Origin of the sequence: Egbenema bharatensis FJBBOT/2019 (assembly GCF_048077055.1) — a bacterium.
GTDB classification, from domain to species: Bacteria; Cyanobacteriota; Cyanobacteriia; order Elainellales; family Elainellaceae; genus Egbenema; species Egbenema bharatensis.
Map to the genome: position 1 here is coordinate 1,441,047 of NZ_CP182236.1, position 21,397 is coordinate 1,462,443.

General features: G+C 50.2%; 14 protein-coding genes and 3 pseudogenes. 12 read left to right on the plus strand and 5 right to left on the minus strand.

Features of this window, described 5'->3' with window-relative positions:
• Positions 1 to 35: 35 nt before the first annotated feature.
• On the minus strand, positions 36 to 1,253 hold the full coding sequence (locus ACM1PF_RS06800) for an acetate kinase (RefSeq protein WP_416673451.1): 1,218 nt from the start codon (positions 1,251 to 1,253) through the stop codon (positions 36 to 38).
• A 206-nt stretch (positions 1,254 to 1,459) separates the two neighbouring features.
• Between ACM1PF_RS06800 and ACM1PF_RS06805 the strand changes: the two are divergent.
• Positions 1,460 to 2,316 (plus strand): annotated as a pseudogene (locus ACM1PF_RS06805) (Rpn family recombination-promoting nuclease/putative transposase).
• A 65-nt stretch (positions 2,317 to 2,381) separates the two neighbouring features.
• Here ACM1PF_RS06805 and ACM1PF_RS06810 read toward each other — a convergent pair.
• Positions 2,382 to 3,320, minus strand: coding sequence for an alpha/beta fold hydrolase (locus ACM1PF_RS06810; RefSeq protein ID WP_416673454.1), 939 nt, complete (start codon positions 3,318 to 3,320; stop codon positions 2,382 to 2,384).
• 438 nt (positions 3,321 to 3,758) lie between these two features.
• On the opposite strand from ACM1PF_RS06810, the gene ACM1PF_RS06815 reads away from it, so the two are divergent.
• From ACM1PF_RS06815 to ACM1PF_RS06825, 3 genes are read left to right on the plus strand one after another with little or no spacing between them, the layout of a single operon-like run.
• Positions 3,759 to 5,549: a sedoheptulose 7-phosphate cyclase gene (locus ACM1PF_RS06815; protein WP_416673457.1), complete on the plus strand. Its 1,791-nt coding sequence runs from the start codon at positions 3,759 to 3,761 to the stop codon at positions 5,547 to 5,549.
• A gap of 17 nt (positions 5,550 to 5,566) precedes the next feature.
• Positions 5,567 to 6,574 carry a DUF6492 family protein gene (locus tag ACM1PF_RS06820; protein ID WP_416673459.1) on the plus strand — a complete coding sequence of 336 codons (1,008 nt, stop codon included), beginning with the start codon at positions 5,567 to 5,569 and terminating at the stop codon, positions 6,572 to 6,574.
• Between the two features lie 60 nt (positions 6,575 to 6,634).
• Complete coding sequence (locus ACM1PF_RS06825; RefSeq protein ID WP_416673462.1) at positions 6,635 to 8,155, plus strand: thioredoxin-like domain-containing protein; 1,521 nt, start codon at positions 6,635 to 6,637, stop codon at positions 8,153 to 8,155.
• A gap of 63 nt (positions 8,156 to 8,218) precedes the next feature.
• On the opposite strand, the gene ACM1PF_RS06830 is transcribed toward ACM1PF_RS06825, so the two are convergent.
• From ACM1PF_RS06830 to ACM1PF_RS06840, 3 genes and pseudogenes are all read right to left on the minus strand, one after another.
• Positions 8,219 to 8,926, minus strand: a complete 708-nt coding sequence (locus tag ACM1PF_RS06830) for a rhomboid family intramembrane serine protease (RefSeq protein ID WP_416673465.1) — start codon at positions 8,924 to 8,926, stop codon at positions 8,219 to 8,221.
• A 61-nt stretch (positions 8,927 to 8,987) separates the two neighbouring features.
• Positions 8,988 to 9,185: a hypothetical protein gene (locus ACM1PF_RS06835; RefSeq protein WP_416673467.1), complete on the minus strand. Its 198-nt coding sequence runs from the start codon at positions 9,183 to 9,185 to the stop codon at positions 8,988 to 8,990.
• A 23-nt stretch (positions 9,186 to 9,208) separates the two neighbouring features.
• A pseudogene (locus tag ACM1PF_RS06840) lies at positions 9,209 to 10,116 on the minus strand (alpha/beta fold hydrolase).
• A 383-nt stretch (positions 10,117 to 10,499) separates the two neighbouring features.
• On the opposite strand from ACM1PF_RS06840, the gene rimP reads away from it, so the two are divergent.
• The 8 genes and pseudogenes from rimP to pstA all read left to right on the plus strand — a co-directional run bounded on the left by rimP (position 10,500) and on the right by pstA (position 21,388).
• A complete protein-coding gene (gene rimP, locus ACM1PF_RS06845; protein WP_416673469.1) occupies positions 10,500 to 10,964 on the plus strand; it encodes a ribosome maturation factor RimP in 465 nt (154 codons plus the stop codon).
• A 204-nt stretch (positions 10,965 to 11,168) separates the two neighbouring features.
• Positions 11,169 to 12,527, plus strand: a complete 1,359-nt coding sequence (gene nusA / locus ACM1PF_RS06850) for a transcription termination factor NusA (RefSeq protein WP_416673471.1) — start codon at positions 11,169 to 11,171, stop codon at positions 12,525 to 12,527.
• Positions 12,528 to 12,823: 296 nt separating this feature from the next.
• Positions 12,824 to 13,080, plus strand: a pseudogene (locus tag ACM1PF_RS06855) (YlxR family protein).
• Positions 13,081 to 13,548: 468 nt separating this feature from the next.
• Positions 13,549 to 16,755 carry a translation initiation factor IF-2 gene (gene infB / locus ACM1PF_RS06860; RefSeq protein WP_416673474.1) on the plus strand — a complete coding sequence of 1,069 codons (3,207 nt, stop codon included), beginning with the start codon at positions 13,549 to 13,551 and terminating at the stop codon, positions 16,753 to 16,755.
• A 279-nt stretch (positions 16,756 to 17,034) separates the two neighbouring features.
• Positions 17,035 to 17,709 carry a response regulator transcription factor gene (locus ACM1PF_RS06865; protein WP_416673477.1) on the plus strand — a complete coding sequence of 225 codons (675 nt, stop codon included), beginning with the start codon at positions 17,035 to 17,037 and terminating at the stop codon, positions 17,707 to 17,709.
• A 514-nt stretch (positions 17,710 to 18,223) separates the two neighbouring features.
• Positions 18,224 to 19,348 carry a phosphate ABC transporter substrate-binding protein PstS gene (gene pstS / locus ACM1PF_RS06870; RefSeq protein WP_416673480.1) on the plus strand — a complete coding sequence of 375 codons (1,125 nt, stop codon included), beginning with the start codon at positions 18,224 to 18,226 and terminating at the stop codon, positions 19,346 to 19,348.
• A 110-nt stretch (positions 19,349 to 19,458) separates the two neighbouring features.
• A complete protein-coding gene (gene pstC, locus ACM1PF_RS06875; protein WP_416673483.1) occupies positions 19,459 to 20,424 on the plus strand; it encodes a phosphate ABC transporter permease subunit PstC in 966 nt (321 codons plus the stop codon).
• A 73-nt stretch (positions 20,425 to 20,497) separates the two neighbouring features.
• On the plus strand, positions 20,498 to 21,388 hold the full coding sequence (pstA, locus tag ACM1PF_RS06880; protein ID WP_416673486.1) for a phosphate ABC transporter permease PstA: 891 nt from the start codon (positions 20,498 to 20,500) through the stop codon (positions 21,386 to 21,388).
• Positions 21,389 to 21,397: the final 9 nt, after the last annotated feature.

The following is a 21,397-nucleotide window of genomic DNA, read 5'->3' on the forward strand; positions in this document are numbered from 1 at the left end:
GTGTGAGTTAAATATTTAAACTTCAGTTAGCTGTGCTACTCGTTCTTTAATAGTTTCCAACAGTCACGGACGATCGCCCAATCCTCCTGGGTATGAATTACTAGCACATGAACTCGGGAATCGGGGGTAGAAATAATTTGATTCCGGGGACGATTTACATTTTTTTCTAGATCAAGCTCCAGTCCTAAAAACTCGAAGGCTTCACAGGCTGCGGCCCGAATCTGAGCCGCATTTTCGCCCACCCCAGCGGTAAACACTAGCGCATCCCATCCCCCTAAACTGGCCAGCATGGAGCCGATGCCCGATCGCAGCCGATGAATGTAAATCTCTAACGCTAACTGAGCGCGGGGATTGCCTTGATCACTGGCTGTCTGCACCTGTCGCAGATCGTTGGACACCCCAGAGATTCCCAGTAATCCAGACGCTTTGTTGAGCAAGTGATCCAACTTATCGGCATCATAACCATCATGGCGTATCAAGTGAATCAAGATACTAGGATCAACTGCACCCGATCGACTGCCCATCATCAATCCATCTAAAGGAGTAAATCCCATCGTGGTATCGATGCTGAGTCCATTCCGAATGGCAGCGAGGGAGGCTCCATTCCCCAGATGGCAGGTAATGATTTTTAATTCCGACAAATCCCGTCCCAGTAATTCAGCCGCTTGCTCTGCACAGTATTGATGGCTGGTTCCATGAAACCCATAACGTCTTAGCCCTCTCTCCACCCATTCATAGGTTCCGGGATAAATGGCCGCTGCATCCGGCATCTGAGCATGGAAGGCCGTATCAAACACTGCAACTTGCGGCACTTCCCCCAAAATCGCTTCTACGACTTCAATTCCCTGAAGGTTTGCTGGATTGTGGACTGGAGCCAGTTCAGAAAGTTGGGCGATCGTTTCTTTGACTTCTGGTGTTATGCGCGTGCTGTTGTGATACTTGCGCCCGCCATGTACGACTCGATGCCCCACGATATCAATTTCGCCAGGACTGTTAATCACCTGAGTTTCGCCCGTCCAGCTCATTGCCAGCAGCGATTTCAAAACAGACGATCGATCGTCAAAGGGAATTTCCTGCTCTACGGTTTTCTGTGCAGTTTCTACCGCTATTTCTGCCACACCCGCTTGGTGAGTCCAATCAATCATTCCTTGCCAAATGGGCTTTGGAGGATGATCTGGCAAAGTGGCATCAGTAATGTCGTATAGACAAGTTTTCTGGCTGCTCGATCCGGCATTGAGTACCAGGATTTTCATAGTGAACACACTCCGCATGAGGTTTGGTGTTGTTCAGCCGCCACCCAGGGTGACTCGCTTCCTCAGTTTGCCGGAAACCCCCTAAGAAATAAAGTTAGCAGGACAGCAAAGTCACTAAATACAAGCTTCTCTTAAGAAATCGGCAGCGATCGGGCTGATAGAGTCAATTGAATGGATAAAGACAATTGGATAGATAGAATCTGGGCATGTATGATAACGTCTGCAAGTTTCTTGCCGAAAGCTACAGCCAGGACTTTGCTCAATGGCTCCTGGGAGAATCGATCGGCTTAACCCAGCTTGATCCATCTGAGTTATCCGTTGCCCCGATTCGGCCGATGCCCTGATCCTGTTGGCTTCAGAACAGGTCGTGCTCCATCTGGAGTTTCAAACCCAACCCGATCCAGAGATTCCGTTTCGGATGGCGGATTACCGCCTGCGCCTCTACCGTCGCCACCCCCACAAAGCCATGCGTCAGGTAGTGATCTACCTCAAGCCGAGTGACTCAGAGTTAGTCCAGCAGACCGTGTTTACCATTCCTGGAACTCGTCATGAATTTGAAGTGATTCGGCTGTGGGAAGTGCCGATCGCCGACCTGCTGCAATATCCCGGATTGTTACCCCTGGCGATTCTGGGCTACACCGAGGACAAGACCCAAACCCTGCAACAGATTGTGCAACAGGTTGAAGCCCTGCCCAATTCAATTAGCAAAAGCAATGTCGCGGCAGCCACTTCTGTTCTGGCAGGATTAGTATTAGAGAAAACGGTGATTCGGCAAATTCTGCGGGAGGAGATTATGAAGGAGTCGGTGATTTATCAGGACATCCTGGAACAAGGGCTACAGGAAGGACGGCAACAAGGGCTACAACAAGGGCTACAACAAGGTTTCCATCGGGAGACATCTTTTGTTTTACGGCTGCTGAAACGTCGGTTTGGTGACTTGGAACCAGAGGTAGAATCTCAGATTCAATCGCTCTCGATCGACCAACTGGAAGCTTTGGGCGAAGCATCCCTGGATTTCACTCAGCCGTATGAAGTGACCACCTGGTTAGAACACAACCTGTAATCAGTTTTTCTGTGGACTCAAACAAACCACAAATTTGAGCGATCGGTGCCTTGAGGTGTCCCCATTCAAAGCACGGTCTCAACCTGTCGAGCGAAGGGGGTGATCGCCGTCACAAAGGTTGAGGTTGATTCGTAGGGCAAAACGTTTCGTCCGCTCAGCTCCATTCCCTGTCCCTGGGGCAGATGTTGGAGATAATCTCCCAATCGCTGTTCTGGCGGCTCCCCTTTTCCAGTCCGGCTGATGCTGGAGGCCTGTTCACCAATGACGACCAATACAGGCACATTCAGGTTAGCCATGTCGATCGCATAGTCCTTACGCCAGAATCCAGCCAGGAAGGAAAATACAGCATAGCGGCTATTCAAATCAGTCGCGCCAGCTTCCAGGGTATCCAACCACTGATGATCAACCGCCTCAGTTTCGGCAAACAGTTGGCGATCGGAAAAAGAGCGCAAAAATTTTCGTCGTCGTGCGTAGCGGTAGAAGGCTGTACCGGCAGGGGAAGAGAGAATTTTCCAGGTTAATTGCTGTTTCCAATTCTCGGTTGAAGTTGTCATAATTTTCCAGGCGGGTGGCCCAGCTAAAATCATGCCTTTAATCAGGTCTGGATCGATCGTTTGGAATAATGAGATTGCAACCGGAAATAATGCTCCCTGCACCACAATAATTACAGGTTTCTGAATAATCGTCTGAATGAAGTGTTGAAGCTGTTCTGCCCAGAATTCTGACCGATAGGCTTGCTGGGGCATATCACTCTCACCGCAGCCCAGAAGATCGGGGTTATAAATGGCATTCTCTTGATTCGCCATCATCCATTGCTGGCAAAACCGATCCCAAAATCGACGAGATAACCCTACTCCGATGGGATGAATCAGCAACAAAGGCGTTTTTTGCACGTCTGAATCAGGGGAAGACCATACTTCATAGGCGCAGCGATATTCCTGCCATTGATAAAACTGCGTTTCCGGCAAGTTAGATATCGTTTGCTGAGTAGTCTCAGATACCATAAAACTCCCTTCCCGACGATCGAATACTCCCTCAACCGTAGCAGAGGAAAGGGCAAACCACGATAAATCAAGAGGAATAAATTAGAATTGTTCCATGAGGATGAGAATCAAAGCGCAGTATAGGGTTCAGCCGTTGCGCTGCTGATTCAGACCGTAGTTTATGTTGCTCTGGCGATCGGGCTGACGATCTAAAAGCCAGATGTTTTTGCTTGAAGCAATTAGGTCGTTGTTGATCCAACATTTTATCAAGAAATTTTCAGTCAGACTGTGTTCTACATTTCAAAAAACCGCAAAATCTGAAATTTTTATCACAAAAAAGCTCAACGGTTTCTAATTTGTAATTTTTCTTATCTTTTTCGGAGAGTCGTGATAATTTACTTTTAGTAGGGGTTTTTATCCCCTGGCTGGATCACAGATAAGATTTTCCCAGAACTCATAATGACAAAGACTACCTCAGCGGTCAGGGATTTTATTGATACGTATGACGGTATGCCTTTGGCATATCAAGATGTCGCTCACGCGGTTGAAGTGGTTTGTTGTAGTTCACAGTTTCGGAGTTTGTTGCTTTCCCTTATTCATACCCCGTCCTTTTCAGAGGCACTGGGAGAAGAATTCGCAGCGGCGGGAGCAATTTCTGGTTTGTCAGCTTGCCGTCAGCTTCGGAGTGGTTTGAATCATTCATTAGGGCACTTTTTTGGTTTATTCGCTCAACTGATTGCTGCCTTCGATGCAGCGATCGGGATGCAGTGGACTGAGTTCGCGCATCAAATTCAACAGTCTGATTGGGGAACAATGAAGCTGTTGGATTATCTGCTACAAAGCCAGGAACGGCAGTTTTATCAAGAGCTTTCCGAGCAACTGGTTGAAGAGAATCCCCATGCGGTATATCCCACCTCCAGCTATCGAGAAAGCCAGGGACATATCGTGAGTAGTGCCGATGATCAAATCATTGAGGCAGTGGTTAGTTCTGCTACGTTTACTTCAATTCAGTTAGTAGATCACGCTCTTGATCCAGAACAGAATTTGCTGAGGGATATGTATATTTCCCTGGGGCGATGTGTCTGTCTAGTCGATCAAAATGTCGATCGCTTCTACAGTGAGCAGATTGAGCATTATTTTCAACACCACGGCATTCATTTAGAGAAGCTGGTCTATCGGGCAATGGAGGTCGATAAAGGCATCTATACCGTTGAACGGATGCTGGGCGACCTGAAGCGGTTAGGCGTGTCTCGGAATGAGCCAGTGCTGATCATGGGGGGTGGTGTGTTGGCGGATACGGCCGGACTTGCCTGCGCCCTGTATCACCGCAATACGCCCTACGTAATGCTATCTACCTCGATCGTAGCTGGGATTGATGCCGGGCCCTCTCCCCGAACCTGCTGTGATGGCTTTGGGTATAAGAACCTGTTTGGTGCCTATCATCCCCCTGTTCTCTCCATCACCGATCGCTTTTTCTTTAAGACGCTGCGGGAAGGATGGTTGCGGCACGGCATTATTGAAATTGTCAAAATGGCGGTGGTCAAAGATGCCGAGTTGTTTGGCTACCTGGAGCAGGCTGGAGCGCGGCTGATTACCACACGGTTTGGCACTATTCACTGTGAGCCTGAGGATGAGATCAATCTGCTCTCTCAAAAAATCCTGGGGGCAGCCCTGCGGAGTTATGTAGAGGCAGAATACGGCAATCTGTATGAAACCCATCAGTGTCGGCCCCATGCCTACGGTCATACCTGGTCGCCTGGGTTTGAAATTGCAGCCGGGTTACTGCATGGTCACGCGGTTTCGATCGGCATGGGTTTTGGAGCCTATTTGAGCTACCGAATGAACTGGATTTCGGCTGAAGCGTTTCACCGAATCTTGCGACTGATTAGCTCCTTTGGGTTAAGTCTCTGGCACGATATTTTAATTGACAAAGATCTGCTGTGGGCAGCTCAAGAAAAGATTGTCCAGAAACGGGGCGGTAATCTGGCGGCTCCCCTACCCAAGGGAGAAATTGGTCAATGTGGGTATCTCAATACCCTGAGCCGTGAACAACTGGATGATGCGATCGATGAATACTGCAAGATCTGCACCGACTATCCCCGACAGGGTTTGGGAATTGATCCACTCTGCCGAGATGTAGGGTTAGAAGATCCGTCTACGGTGGCTCATCCCATTCCAGTTGAACCCGCGCTGTATCATGGCGAAACCACGAATGGTGAAACCACTGAAGAAGCCCTATCAACCGTTTAAAGCGTTCATGTGCCATTATGTCCCAGGATTTTGACTTTGTTATTCCACTCTACCGAATGCGCTGGAACACTCGGGCTGTTTTGGAGGGAATCACGTTCCATTACTCACCCAGAGCCATCCACATCATCACACCAGAGCCAGGGGTGCGATCGCTCAAGGAACGGCTCAGGGAATGGCAGATTGCTCCAACTGACGTTCATGGGGAAGAGACGTTTTTCCAGAGGAGTCGTCTAACAAAGGAAAGAATTTGTGCGGAACTGGATCTGGCAGGATCGCTGTACACACCTGGCTGGTTCTATCAGCAGCTTCTCAAGCTTGGTGCGGCTGAGGGAATTGACGATCTGAGCGCATGGTATATGGTATGGGATAGTGATTTACTTCCTGTGAATACCTGGGAACTGATCCGACCGAATCAGGAAACTATTCAACACACCTTTGCCCTGCTGCAACACAATCAGTGGGGCAACGCTCAGATCGTATCAACCTGGGAACGGTGGATTCGATCGATTCTCAAGGTGGAACCGCTAACGGATGTTAAAGGAACCTTTATTCCACACCATATGTGGTTCAATCAATCCCATCTGGAAACCTTTAAACAGCAACTTAAAGATTACTTTCAGTCGGAGGATGACTGGACGCTGTTAATGATGCGATCGGCGGTTGAGTTCGGTACATTTAGCGAATACTGGTCGTACAGTTCGTGGGTGGCGGCAAATGCTCCAGAAGATGTAGCCTTTCATCCCTACGATCGCTATGGGGCGACAACGGAACGGTTTTTTGATGATGGAACGGGGCTGTTTTCCATCGGACTGAGACACTATCTCAATCTTGAAGCTGACGCAGAGAATTTCTCTCCTCCCTATGAAAAGGTGATGGCATTTATTCAGTCCGAGTATGGATCCGAGTTGCCGTCCTCTTTATCCTTTGAAAGTAGCCCCCGCCACCTGAAGAAGAACGAAGCCACCATGCATATTGAGGAACGGCGATCGCGCTGGAATCCTCGCTACACTGGAAACGTAGTTTGAATTTCAGTGTTTGAATTTCAGTGGCAATGTGGTTAGAAATTGGCTGGGTAGAACTTAACAATGGCTCGGATTCGCGCTCCTGAACTACCCCAATCTCCCTGGTTAAACACCGATCGCCCCCTGGCTTTGAAAGACTTGCGAGGGCGAATTGTCCTGCTCGATTTCTGGACGTACTGCTGCATTAACTGTTTGCATATCTTGCCTGATCTGAAATATTTAGAGCAAAAGTACAAAGATTGCCTGACCGTGATCGGGGTTCACTCTGCCAAATTTGATCACGAACAGGATATCGAAAATATTCGGCAGGCGATTTTACGCTACGACATTGAGCATCCAGTGTTGGTGGATAGGGACTTTCAGGTGTGGCAGCAGTACGCAGTTCGAGCCTGGCCGACGATCGCAGTAATTGATCCAGCAGGATATGTGGTGGGTCAGGTGGCAGGAGAAGGGAAGCGCGAAATGCTGGATCAGCTCATTGACAAGCTCAGGCAAGAGCAGGAGGCGCAGGGGACAGCGTTTCAGGCACTGGATTTCATCTTGGAAAAACAGCGGCAGCCAGTGTTATCTCCCTTAGCGTTTCCTGGAAAAGTGCTGGCCGATGCTGAGAGCCAGTTACTCTTTATTGCGGATACAGGGCATCATCGTTTAATCATCTCCTCCCTGGAGGGCGAAGTGCAGTCCATCATTGGTTCCGGTACGGCTGGATGGCGGGATGGTGAATTTGCCAACGCGCAGTTCTTTGCCCCTCAGGGCATGGCCTTCGATCGCCCCACCCAGTCCCTCTACGTGGCAGACACCGAAAATCATGGGATTCGCCGGGTGGATTTGCAGCAGCAATGGGTTGAGACGATCGCTGGCACCGGAAGTCAAAGCCGACAGCTTCAGCCCCACAATGGGATTGCCTTAGAAACCGCACTGAATTCCCCCTGGGATCTGGTCAAAATCGAGCAATTTCTGCTCATTGCAATGGCAGGTTCCCATCAAATTTGGGCCCTTGATCTGACGGATGGACTGCTGGGCACCTATGCCGGAACTGGAGCTGAAGCTTGTTTTAACAGTTCTCTGGCAGAAGCCACCTTTGCCCAACCCAGCGGACTGGCCACCGATGGTGAGGAACTATTTGTGGCAGACAGTGAGGGCAGTACGATTCGGGCCGTGGGTCTGGGCGATCGGGCAATCGTGCGATCGGTTTGCGGCAGTGGGGAACTGTTTGGCTTTGGCGATCAGGATGGGCAGGGGGAAGCCGTTCGGCTCCAGCACTGTTTAGGGGTTGCCCACGGTGGGGACAATCAGCTTTGGATTGCGGATACCTACAACCACAAAATTAAGCAGGCGAACCCCCACTCTGGTATATGCGAAACCTGGTTTGGCGATGGCCTTCCGGGGCAGAGAGATGGACAGGGAACACAAACGCGGTTTTATGAACCCTCTGGACTCAGCCTCGCTGGCGATCGGCTCTACGTTGCTGATACAAATAATCACGCCATCCGTCGGATTGACCTGAAGACCCTGACCGTCACGACGCTTTCCTTTCCTGGGTTATGCGCTCCAGATGTTTGCTTCCCCGATCGGGTTGACTGATGGAATTAACTGTCGGTTGCATAACCTATTCCCCACTCCCCATTCACCCCACATCAGCAACCCTTACTTAGCCGAGGGAGGTGGCGTAAACAATCCGAAAATTGGCCCTAAAACTGCCCCGAAGACAAATCCGCCTGCGTGGGCCCAGTAGGCAATCCCACCGTTTTGCATCCCAACATTCGTGTCCATCCCTAAACTTGCCACGCCGTAGAAAGCTTGCTGCACAAACCAGAGTCCCAGGAAAAAGTAAGCTGGAATCCGAATGACAGTAATAAAGATGAAAATGGGCAACAGCGTTAAAATTCTCGCTCGCGGGAAGCGGATAATATAGGCTCCCATGACTCCAGCGATCGCCCCACTGGCCCCCAGGGATGGAATATCCGAGTAGCGGGCAAAAAACCATTGTGCCAGAGCTGCCAGGATGCCGCACAGGAGATAGAACACGATGTATCGCCCCCGGCCCATCTGCTCTTCAACGTTGTTGCCAAAGATCCAGAGGTAAAGCATATTCCCGCCCAGGTGGAGCAGTCCGGCGTGCAAAAACTGTGAGGTAATCAGCGTCAAACCTTCTTGAAATAAGGAGACATTTGGATCACCCTCCAGGGCTGCCGTTAACTGACTGGGAACCACGGCCCAGGTTCGGAAAAAGCTCTCCAATTGAGGCCCTGAAAGACTGGCCTCATAAAGGAAGATGAGCACATTTAGCAGAATTAACCCATAGGTGACATACGGCGTAATCCGAGTGGGATTGTCGTCTTTTAGGGGAACCACCAGTGATACCTCAATAGAACTTATCAATAATGTAAAAGAAGACTACACCGTTTGAGGTAGTTTAAGCGTCCAACTTGAGGTGGAGATGGGGTGAGGGTGAGGAGTGAGGAGTGAGGGTGAGGAGTGAGGAGTGAGGAGTGAGGAGTGAGGAATGAGGAGTGAGGAGTGAGGAGAGTTTTTGAGCAGCGGGAATACCGACCGACCAGCAGTGCAGCGGCGATCGTCTGATTGCCGAGGGTAGATAGTAGGACAGTGGCAAAAGTAGCTATTCTGCCTTCCGCTCTATGAGTATTCTTCAGGTTGAACTATTGGTAAACCCAGCACCCACTGCTGGATCAGTGCATTGACCTGATCAGGAACTTCATCGTGGGGACAGTGCCCTGCCTGTAAATAGTATTCCGTCAGCTGCGGAGAATACTGGCGAAATTTTGCCCCTCGTTCCCTGGCCGAATCCACGGATCCCCTTCTCCCCACAGCATCAACAAAGGACACTGCATTTGGGTCAGCAGCACATCATTTCTTTCTCCCTGAGGTGATTTAAAGACCGATGCAAATACCCTGGCAGCTCCCTCATCACACGACGGACGGTAGATATCCTCCACCAGTTGATCCGTAACTGCCGTTTGATCAAGGTAAACCTTTTGTAGCGTTTTGCGAATCACCGACTTTTGCCGCACATACTGAAACAGTAAAAAGCTGGGAACAGGCTGGAGTAAAAACGATCGCATCACGGTAGAAATCGTCTTTTGAATAGGATTGGGTTCTGGAATACTCTCGGTCGGAGTGAAGGGGCCCGCACAGTTAAGCAAAATCAACCCCGCTGCCGATTCCGGACGCTGGGCCGCCACACAGAGCGAAGCATATCCTCCCAGGGAGTTGCCAGCCAGCACCGCTGGGCGACCCATCACATCAGTGATGAATTCGTGCAGCTGGTCGCGCCATAAATCACCGCTGTACTCAATATCTGGCTTGGCCGATCGCCCAAACCCCAGCAGATCGATCGCCCAGACTTCAAATTCGGCCTTCAATCCCTCAATATTTTTGCGCCAGTGATCAGTTGAAGCTCCAAACCCATGTACCAGGAGCAACGGCGGGCGATCGGGGCGAGGATTTCCGGCTTTGACGTAATGAATTGAATGTCCACGCCACTGCCAGGTAGATCCAGTTTGGAGGACAACGGTGGTTTGCATGACTCAATTAGTCAACCCAATCTGAGGGGTGAAATGTAACACAATGTTACGATCCTAGCGTACCAGAACTCTTTTTACTGCAAGATTGCTACAAATCTGCCTTTCAGCAGACACGATTTTAGTTGAATGCGCTACACTTGGGCATATCCAGAGCTAATTCTCTAATTAGCTGCACGGACATCTATTTCACTGAAAAGTGGGTTCTTGCCCACTTTTTTTAATTTTAGTCGTGCTGTTTCATCTGGCCCTGTACGGCAATTGCCAAGATGCACGATCGCATTGTGCGCAATTAGAACCAAGCCCCTAGTTATAGCGAATTAAAGCACCCGTTAAAGTCCCAGTAAGTCCCAGTTATAGCCCTAAGTAAAGTCTGTTCAAAGCTCATGTCGCATCCTTTGATTCCTCAGATAATTGATATTGCAAACCCCGTTGCAGCCGAGCTGGGATTGGAGGTTGTAGGAGCAGTTTTTCATACCAATCAGCATCCCCCAGTCCTACGAGTCGATGTCCGGAATCTGAAACAAGACACCAGCCTTGATGACTGTGAACGAATGAGCCGAGCTTTGGAAACTGCCCTGGACTTATCAGATCTGATTTTGGATGCCTACGTTTTGGAAATTTCTAGCCCTGGTATTTCTCGTTCTTTAACCACCGATCGAGAGTTTATTTCTTTTAAAGGATTCCCCGTCGAAGTTACAACAACTGAACCCATTCATGGCACTAAATCCCTGTCGGGACAATTAATTCGACGGGATGAAATATCCGTTTATATCAACCAAAAAGGTCGATCGATCGCTATCCCCCGCCAGTCTATTCATCAAGTTCTGCTGGTCGATCGCGCTGAATAAGGGAAGCATTGACCCATGAGGCTTGAGGTGAGGTGTTTTAAAGACCTTTAAGGAGAAAAAACCGGCATTGAGTGTCCCCTGTTCAGAAAAAATGCGGCATTCATTCACGTCTTCCAAGCCTCAAGCTCGAACTTTCAAACCCAGGCTCAGATTCTAAACATTTCTCTGACTTAACCAATTCATACACTTCAAGAGGTTGCCCTTATGTCAATGGTCACTTTACCTGGATTGCAAGAGATGATTGACAGTATCAGTCGTGAACGCAATTTACCGAAACATGCGGTTCAGGCTGCGCTGCGAGAAGCGTTGCTCAAAGGTTATGAACGCTACCGCCGTACCCACCGGCCCGACACCACGTTGTTTGACGAAGAATATTTCAGCAACTTTGAAGTCGAACTGGATGTAGAAGATGAAGGCTTTCGGGTTCTGGCTACCAAAACGATCGTAGAGGCGGTATCCAATCCAGATCATCAGATTGCCCTGGAAGAAGTTCAGGAAGTTGCAGCGGAAGCCCAGTTGGGGGATACCGTTGTCCTGGATGTCACTCCCGATCAGGGCGATTTTGGCCGAATGGCCGCCATTCAAACCAAGCAGGTGCTAGCCCAGAAGCTGCGAGATCAGCAACGAAAGCTGGTGCAGGAAGAATTCCAGGAGCTAGAAGGAACGGTGCTTCAGGCGCGCGTACTCCGGTTTGAGCGGCAGTCTGTTGTGATGGCGGTCAGCAGTGGCTTTGGTCAACCTGAAGTGGAAGCCGAACTCCCCAAACGCGATCAGTTACCCAATGATAACTATCGAGCGAATGCCACCTTTCGAGTATTTCTGAAGAAAGTGTTAGAGGGTTCTCATCGTGGGCCACAGCTTTTAGTGTCTCGTACTGATGCTGGACTGGTAGTGGATCTGTTTGCCACAGAAGTTCCGGAAATTGAAGATGAAATTGTTCGGATTGTGGCGGTTGCCCGCGAAGCCAACCCTCCCTCTCGATCGGTTGGCCCTCGCACCAAAATTGCTGTAGATACCCTGGAACGGGATGTGGATCCCGTCGGAGCCTGCATTGGAGCACGGGGTTCCCGCATTCAGGTTGTGGTGAATGAGCTACGGGGAGAAAAGATTGACGTAATTCGCTGGTCGCCTGACCCCGCAACCTACATTGCCAACGCCCTTAGCCCGGCCAGGGTGGATGAAGTTCGGTTGGTCAATCCCGACGAACGGCAAGCCCACGTTCTAGTTCCCGATGATCAACTTAGCCTGGCGATCGGTAAAGAAGGACAAAACGTGCGGCTCGCGGCCCGACTGACGGGCTGGAAAATTGACATCAAAGATTCAGCTAAATATGACTACGAAGCAGAAACCCGCAAAATGGAGGTATTGGCAGAAGAACGTCGTTTAGCTCAAGAAGCGGCTGAGGCAGAAGCCGAAGAATATTTAGACGAAATGGATGAAATGGATGAAATGGAGGCAGACGAAGATCTAGAGGATCAAGTTGATGAATCCGATGAAGAGGAAGAACAGAGGGATGGATTCGGCATTGAACTGGGTGAAGCCTTGCAGCGTCCAAAGTCTTAATGGAATAAGTCTTAGAACCTGGACGAACACCCATCAGGGGTTTTGAATTCAAAAACTCCAGTGAATTTTCGGATAGACCATCAAATGGTGACTCAAGCTCAGGGTGATGATGGTGAATGATGATGGTGAATAAAGTCGATCGCCCCCTCTACGGGAAATGAGCACCAATCAGCGATCGCTCCTGAAGGGTAGGAATCTTGCTCCCCCGTTCACTTCACCTTCGGCTGCTAAATTCACCCATCGCCCCCTCCCTGATCACCATGATCACCATTGGCCAAATTTTCCCTTCTAGACCTATGCCCCCCAACTATCGTCGCTGTGTTTCCTGCCGTAAAGTTGCTCCCAAAGAATCATTTTGGCGAACTGTGCGGGTCTATCCGTCTGGGACAGTACAATTAGATCAGGGGATGGGTCGATCGGCGTATCTTTGCCCAAATGCAGACTGTTTGCAGATGGCCCAAAGAAAAATCGACTCGGTCGTGCCCTTAAATGTCATGTTCCGCCAGACATTTATCAGGATCTTTGGCGGCGTTTACCCTTAAGTGTGGATTAAGATATCTACAGACAGATTCACAAACTAAACTAAAGCGATTAGACTTGCACAGTTTGGGAGGTTTATCAACGCAGCAAGACATCAGGTTCTACAGAAGACCCAATCAGGGCAGCTACAGGCATAGCCGTCATAACCTTGTGGATGGGAACGACCGATGACCTTGCGTGAGATCAGCTTGAGTAATTGAAACAACTGTGCTGAGTTAAAAGAAAACAAACATCGACAGAAAACAAGCCCAGAAGAGAAGCTGTTTTGCCCCAGCATTGCAGTGATACGTTAGCCTGGATCAGGAGGATGATCGACAAACAAGAGAAAAAGAGTACTTTAGAGCAAGATCCAGACTTTACTGGATCGGATCCGCTAGGCTTGAGGTTAGGTACTTTGGTTTGAGTCTAAAGTTCAAGTGTAGTTTTACTAAAGTAGCAGGTCACTATGTAAAAATCAGTTGGGACGCAGAGGGGATAGTGGATGAACACAGGCAAAGTGAGAATTTACGAGTTATCGAAGGAATTGAATTTGGACAATCGAGACATTTTGGCGGTTTGCGACAAGTTGAATATTTCAGTGAAAAGTCACAGCAGTACCATTACGGAGGATGAAGCTGCCCGTATCCGGTCTGCTGCTGAGAAGTATGCCCATAGCCCCTCGTCTTCTACTACCCGATCCCATGCCTCCAGTGCGGCATCCAGGCAAAGCGGTTCCCAGGCAGCCGTTAAGCAGCAAATTGTAGAAATTCGGCGGCATCAACCCTTGGCAGAGCCACCTAAGCGCCCTGCGGCTGAAGTCAAGCCATCGTCTGCACCGGCCAAACCTGCTTCTGCACCATCGTCTCGTCCTGCAATGAAGCTGAACGCACCCAGTCATCCATCCGACACCGAGGTGGCTGAAGTGGCTGAAATGGCTGAAATGGCTGAAGTGGCTGAGTTAACTGATTTGAACTCAAGTTCAGAGGTGGAGGATGGGGCTACCGCTGATTCTCCAGCTGTTGAAGAGAGTTCTCCCACGCCCGTTGAATCTCAATCTGATCAACCTGACGTGACTGACACTGACGAATCAAACGAAGAGGTTTCTGAACTGGTTCCTCCCCCCGCCAGACCTGTTGCTAAACCCGCAGCTGATCGGGAGGGAGCTGAACGGCCGGCTAGAGCTAATGCAGCACCGAGTCGGCAGCCCAGCACAGTCAATCGTCCCGTTCTAAAACGTTCCCGGGATGCCAACCAACCAGCGGTCAGCAAGGATGGCGATCGGGTTCCTGTTGGCAGTCGATCGCAACGCAATGGTGGTGACGTTTCCTCCAGGGGAGAAAGTCAACAAGCAACGCGGGAACCTCGGCGAGGAGATACAGACGGATCTGCTGCTGCACCCGTGGCTAAACCAAAGCCGCAACTTCCGGAGCTTCGTCGTAAGCCCATGCGTCCGAGTGCTGCGACCGAAGAAGAGGCAGTAGGTGTATCGGCACGAACGGGTACGGGTGAAGACGAGGCTGGAACGGAACGGCTTTTGGGCGATCCAGAATTACGTCGTCCCACTCCACCTCGACTTCCGAAGAAGCAAAAAGGCTGGGAAGAGGACGAAGAGGAAGATCAAGAGTCTGCAAAGGCTAATAAGGCGGGCACTAAGGTGAAACGCCGGGTTCAGCCTGTCATTGACGAAGATGAGGATCTCGACGAAATTCTGAGTGCAGAGGATCTCGATGAGGAACTGGATGATGAGGAAGCAGGCGAAGATTCGTCTGGGACTCCGGTTAACCTATCGCTCCTGCGTCCGCCGAAGCAAAAACGCTCTCCTCAAGGTCGTCCGTCTACGCCCGCTGCAACCCAGAAGCCAAAGCGTTCAGGTGAAGCTAAGCCAAGCTATCGGCGCGATCGCCGTCAGGAAGAAACGCGCAAGCGTCCAGAGGAAGTGACTTTAACGGGCAGTATGTCAGTCCATGATCTGGCTGATGTAATTGTGGTGCCTGAAACGGACATTATTAAAACCCTGTTCTTCAAGGGGATTGCCGCTAACATTAACCAGATTCTTGATCTACCCACCATCACGATGGTGGCAGAGGAATTTGATGTAGTGGTGAACACGGCGGAAGCGGAAGCGGAAGCGAAGAAAACCACTGAGATGCTGGATGCGACTGACTTGGATAGCCTCCAACGCCGTCCTCCCGTCGTCACTATCATGGGTCACGTCGATCACGGTAAAACGACTCTGCTGGATGCCATCCGTAAGACGAAGGTAGCCCAGGGTGAGGCAGGCGGAATCACCCAGCATATTGGTGCATACCACGTTGATGTGGGCAATGATGGTGAAGTGCAGCAGGTAGTGTTCTTAGACACGCCGGGTCACGAAGCCTTCACCGCCATGCGGGCCCGAGGTGCCAGGGTGACGGACATTGCCATTCTGGTGGTAGCAGCAGATGATGGGGTGCAGCCTCAGACGATCGAAGCCATCAGTCACGCCAAGGCGGCAGAAGTGCCGATCGTGGTTGCCGTCAACAAGATCGATAAGGAAGATGCATCCCCCGATCGCGTGAAGCAGGAGTTAACTGAGTACGGGTTAGTTCCTGAAGAGTGGGGTGGCGATACGATCGTCGTTCCGGTAAGCGCGATCAAGGGTGAAAACCTGGATGCGTTGCTGGAAATGATCCTGTTGGTAGCGGAAGTCGAAGATCTCCATGCCAACCCCGATCGTCTATCTAAGGGAACCGTCATTGAGGCCCATCTAGATAAGGCTAAAGGCCCCGTTGCAACGTTGCTAATCCAGAACGGCACCCTGAGAGTAGGAGATGTTCTGGTTGCTGGCTCTGTGCTAGGTAAAGTCCGGGCGATGGTGGACGATCGCGGCGATCGGGTTGAGGCGGCTGGCCCATCCTTTGCCGTGGAGGTTCTTGGTCTGAGTGACGTGCCCGCAGCGGGTGATGAGTTTGAGGTTTACAAAGAAGAGAAAGAGGCGCGATCGGTTGCCTCCAGCCGGACGGTTCAACAACGGCAGTCTCGTCTACAGCAGGCGATGGCTTCTCGTCGAGTTAGCCTCAACTCCTTGTCTGCCCAGGCTCAAGAAGGCGAACTGAAGGAACTCAACCTGATTCTGAAGGCGGATGTTCAGGGTTCGGTGGAAGCAATTCTGGGTTCCCTGCAACAGCTTCCCCAGAAGGAAGTTCAGGTGCGGGTACTGTTAGCGGCTCCGGGAGAAATCACGGAAACTGACGTTGACCTGGCAGCTGCCAGTAATGCGGTGATCATCGGCTTTAACACGACCTTTGCCAGTGGTGCACGTCATGCGGCGGATACGCTGGGGGTTGATGTCCGGGATTACAACATCATCTACAAGCTGCTGGAAGATGTTCAGGGCGCGATGGAAGGCTTACTTGAACCTGAATTGGTTGAGGAACCGTTAGGACAGGCTGAAGTCCGGGCTGTCTTCCAGATTGGTCGCGGTGTTGTAGCGGGTTGTTATATCCAGTCGGGTAAGATGATTCGCAATTGCCGGGTACGAGTTCAGCGGAACAAGCAGGTTATCCACGAAGGCAACCTCGATTCCCTGAAGCGGATGAAGGAAGATACGAAGGAAGTCAATGCAGGATATGAATGTGGTATCGGCGTGGATTCCTTCAAAGACTGGAATGAAGGTGACATTATTGAGTCCTTCCGTCTGGTGACCAAACGCCGCACCCTGTCGGCATAGGATTCTATCCCATTGGATTCGGTTCGATTGGATGCGATAGGAATCTGACCTTTTAACAGGAATATTTGCAAGGACGGGCAATGCCTGTCCTTTTTATTTATTCGCGTTTTATTTATTCACGCTTTATTTATTCGTGATGCTGATTCGATCGAGCTAGCCTGCTCCTCGCTCGACTTTTTATGTTCTGTGTTTTATCTCAACTTAAATCAGGCTTAACCTTCCCTTCATCAAAAGTTCCTACTATCAAGAAGTCCGGAGTGTTTGTAAAGCAAAGATTCGATGAGAATTCTCCTGGTAGAGGACGATCCTGCCCAGCTTGAACCCTTAAAAATGGCTTTGTCTAATGCAAAGCATGTTGTAGACGGGATCCAAGATGGTGCTGTGGCTCAGTGGCTGATTTCCCGTAAGGATTACGATCTGTTGATTTTGGATTTCGTTTTGCCCAAGGTTAGTGGGCTGGAGCTTTGCCGTCAGTACCGATCGATGGGTAAGGCATCGCCAATTCTAATGCTGATGGCGAAGGACACCCTGTATGACAAGGTGATGGGATTGGATGCCGGTGCAGATGACTGTTTAGTAAAACCCACCGATACTGTAGAGTTGCTGGCGCGAGTTCGGGCTTTGGCTCGACGACCACCGATCTGGCATGGCGATACGCTGAGTCTGGAGGATTTAAAGCTGCATTTAAATGAGCTAACGGCAGAACGAGGGGAAGAAGCAATCCAACTGACCCGGCGGGAATTCCAGCTTTTAGAATATTTCCTGCGCCATCCGCGGCAAGTGTTAACCCATGATCAGATTGAACAGGCACTCTGGGAGTGGGAAGTGGAGCCAGAAAGTAATGCGGTTACTCGGTTAGTCCGGCGGTTGCGTCAACGGCTGAAATCGTTGGGAGCATCGGACTGGGTAGAAACGATCTACGGGATGGGCTATCGGCTCATGCCCAGGATTTGATGGTTTCTCACAATTAGCAGGTTGCCCCCGATCGAAGTCAGGAATTATTACAGACTCATTACAGACTAAACAAACCAATCTATCGCACAGGCATTCTACCGGCCAGTGAGCTGCTTGTCATGGGAAAGCAACGGTAGTAGGATATGCCCCCTGTCAGAGAGTCGATCGCAGTCATTGGATCTATTGCAACTTTCAGATGGGTTGGCCTCTACCTTCACAAAATAGCACTACCAATCCTGCAACAAGGTATAGATATTTCAATCATCTCTCTTCATAATGCAAGAAGTTGTAGTGAGTGATACGATACCGCCCAGATTCGCCATCCATTTGTCCTATTTGTGTCATATTTGTCTGCTACTCTATACGGGGATATAGCTGAAATCTGTCTTCAGAAGGATTGTGCATGACTGAAAGGCACTTCAGCGTCTCCCGTTTGATGGCTCTAGTTATGTTGGCCCGTTACTCAAGTGAGTACGGTATGGTCAACAGTCCTGTTCAGCATTGTTGAGGTGATATGGTTTTCTCTAAGCGTTTATCTCGTCGGGCAACTTTCTTTGCGTCTGCGTTAGCTTTAACTGTTGGTGTCGCTGCTTGTGGCCCTGGCACGGCTCCTACGGCAACGGATGGAGATGGAGATGCGCCTCCGGTGGCAGCGGGTGGTGGCGGTGGTGATGTAGTAGCCCTAACGGGTGCAGGTGCAACCTTTCCTGCTCCGCTCTATCAGCGTTGGTTTGCGGAATATAACCAATCCGTTGATCCGAACGTTCAGGTCAGTTATCAGTCTGTGGGTAGTGGTGCTGGACTGGAACAGTACATCAATGGAACGGTAGATTTCGGAGCCAGCGATGCACCTATTGCGGGCGATCGTCTAGAGTCTTTCCGTGCGGCATTCAACGCAGAACCGATTCAGGTGCCGATGGCCGGTGGAGCCGTGGTTTTGGCTTACAACTTACCGGGATTTGATGTTGAGGATGAAATTAATCTTTCCCGTGATGCCTACTGCGGTATTGTGACGGGTGAAGTGACTCAATGGAACGATCCCCTGATTACCCAAGAAAATGAAGGGGTTGATTTCCCTGATCTGCCCATCACCTTCGCCCACCGTTCCGACGGTAGTGGTACGACCTTCATCTTTGTGAACCACATCAATGAAGTTTGTCCGGGTTGGGAAGCTGGAGTCGGAACTTCCGTAGACTGGCCAACGGGTGTGGGTGGTCAAGGAAATGAAGGGGTTGCTGCTCAGATTCAGCAAAACGAAGGGACGATCGGCTACGTTGAGTATGCCTACGCCAAGCTGAATGAAATTCCTAGAGCTGCCCTGGAAAATAGCTCTGGAAACTTTATCTACCCGGATGCGCAAGCTGCTTCTCTCGCCTTCGAGGATGAAGAAATTCCTGAAGACTTCGGACTGTTGGTTCCTGACCCCTCTAACCCAGACGCTTTCCCGATTGCTGGTTTGACCTGGATTTTGGTCTACCCAGAGTACAGTGATGCTCGCACATGGGAAGCACTCAGAGGTGTGCTGGAATGGGGGCTGACGGATGGTCGAAACATCACTGAAGAGCTAGACTACGTTCCGATGCCCGATACGATTGTTGAACGGGTTCGGGATACCCTGGATCAAGTTCAAGTAAACTAGCCCCCGTTGGCTGAAGTCCTATCCGAGAACACAAGGGTTTTCGGGTAGGGCTTATGATGGTTGAGTGAAATAAGAACATTAAAATTGAGTAGGTTGGTTGGAGAATCATTATGGCTTCATCCACTGGAGAATCAATTCGATTCGCCAAGCGATCGATTGAACGGAAGGTAACGACAGAAAGCATTTTTGATAGAGGGTTTTTCTGGCTGACGCTGGCGATGGCGATTGCGGTTGCCGCTCTGCTATTTTGGATTGTCTTACAAATGACTTCGTCTGCCTGGCCCGCCATTCAAACATTTGGAGTCTGGGACTTTATTTCCCGCACGACCTGGGATCCTGTGCAGAACATCTATGGAATTCTGCCTCAAATTTATGGAACCCTGGTCACGTCTTTTATTGCACTACTGATTGCAATTCCCGTCGGGATTGGAACTGCAATTTTCTTGACAGAAGATTTTGTTTCTGACAAAATTCGGACTCCGATCGCCTTTGCCATTGAGTTGATTGTGGCACTACCCAGTGTGGTCATTGGACTGTGGGGGATTTTCGTTTTAGTTCCCTTCCTGCGTCCCTTTTTTGCCTTTCTCAACAATACGTTGGGCTGGATTCCGCTGTTTGCTGGTAATGCCCGAGGCTTTAGTCTGTTGACGTTGGGACTTGTCCTATCAGTCATGATTGTTCCCATCATCATTTCCATCACTCGCGGGACACTGGCTGAGATTCCTCCAGAACTCCGTCAAGGTTCAATGGCCCTGGGGGCAACTCGCTGGGAAACCCTGCTGAAGGTGCTAATTCCCGCTGGATTGTCTGGGATTGTCAGTTCGATCATGCTGGCTCTGGGACGTGCTCTGGGAGAAACGATGGTCGCTGCAATGCTAGTAGGTAACTCGAACCGTTTGTCAGCATCTTTGCTTGATCCCGGTTCAACCATTGCATCTTTGATTGCCTCTCAGTTCGGGGAAGCCGGACGAACTCAGGTGGCGGCGTTGCTATACGCTGGGGTCATTTTGATGATTATGTCATTGATGGTCAACATTCTGGCTGAAATCATTATTCGTAAGTTCCAAAACGTCTAAGTGAGTGGCTTCATGCTGCCCTGATCATCGCTGGGCCGCGTAAGAGATGTAGAGAGTATTAGGAATTGAGATCATGACAACGATTCAAGGGCCAGTGGAAGGCAGTTCAAAGTATGATCTGGAGCGAAAGCAAGGCTCTGTCAAGAACCTGTTTGGCATCTTCATGACTGGTTTGACAGTAGTATTTACATTATTCATTCTGGTTCCCCTCTTTGCTCTTGTGTTTGATGTGGCTCGTCAAGGGCTACCCCGGCTTGGACTGGCTTCCTTCACCCAACTTCCTCCCCCTCCGGGTCTGACGGAAGGTGGGTTTGGTAATGCAATCCTGGGGACATTAATTGTGCTGGCAGTTGCTGCTGCTATTGCTGTGCCAATTGGTGTCTTGGCTGCAATTTACTTAAATGAGTTTGGTAAGGGGACCAAGATTGCCTACTGGGTTCGGTTTGGAGCCAACGTTTTGACTGGGGTGCCAGCGATTATTGCGGGTTTGTTTGCCTACACCGTTGTGGTGATTACAATGGGCCGATTTTCCGCTTTTTCCGGCGGCGTTGCACTAGCGGTGGTGATGTTGCCCATTGTGATGCGGACTGCGGAGGAAGGATTGCTGATTGTGCCGCAGGAGGTTCGTCAAGGTTCTTTGGCGGTAGGAGCAACCAACTTTCAAACCATCTCCAGAATTGTTGTTCCGGCTGCACTACCCACGATCGCCACTGCGATCACGCTGGGTTTGGCCCGGGCGGCGGGAGAGGCGGCTCCCCTGCTCTTTACGGCACTCAACAATAACTTTTGGTCTACTGATTTGTTTCGACCGATCGCCACTTTACCCGTCTTGATTTATTTCTTTTCAATCATTCCCTTCCGACCGCAGCAGGAACTTGCCTGGGCTGCTGCTCTGGTTCTATTAGGAATTGTGTTGTCGGTCAGTATTATTGCTCGGGTTGTCACAGCCAAAAAACAGTTTTGATCCTGATTC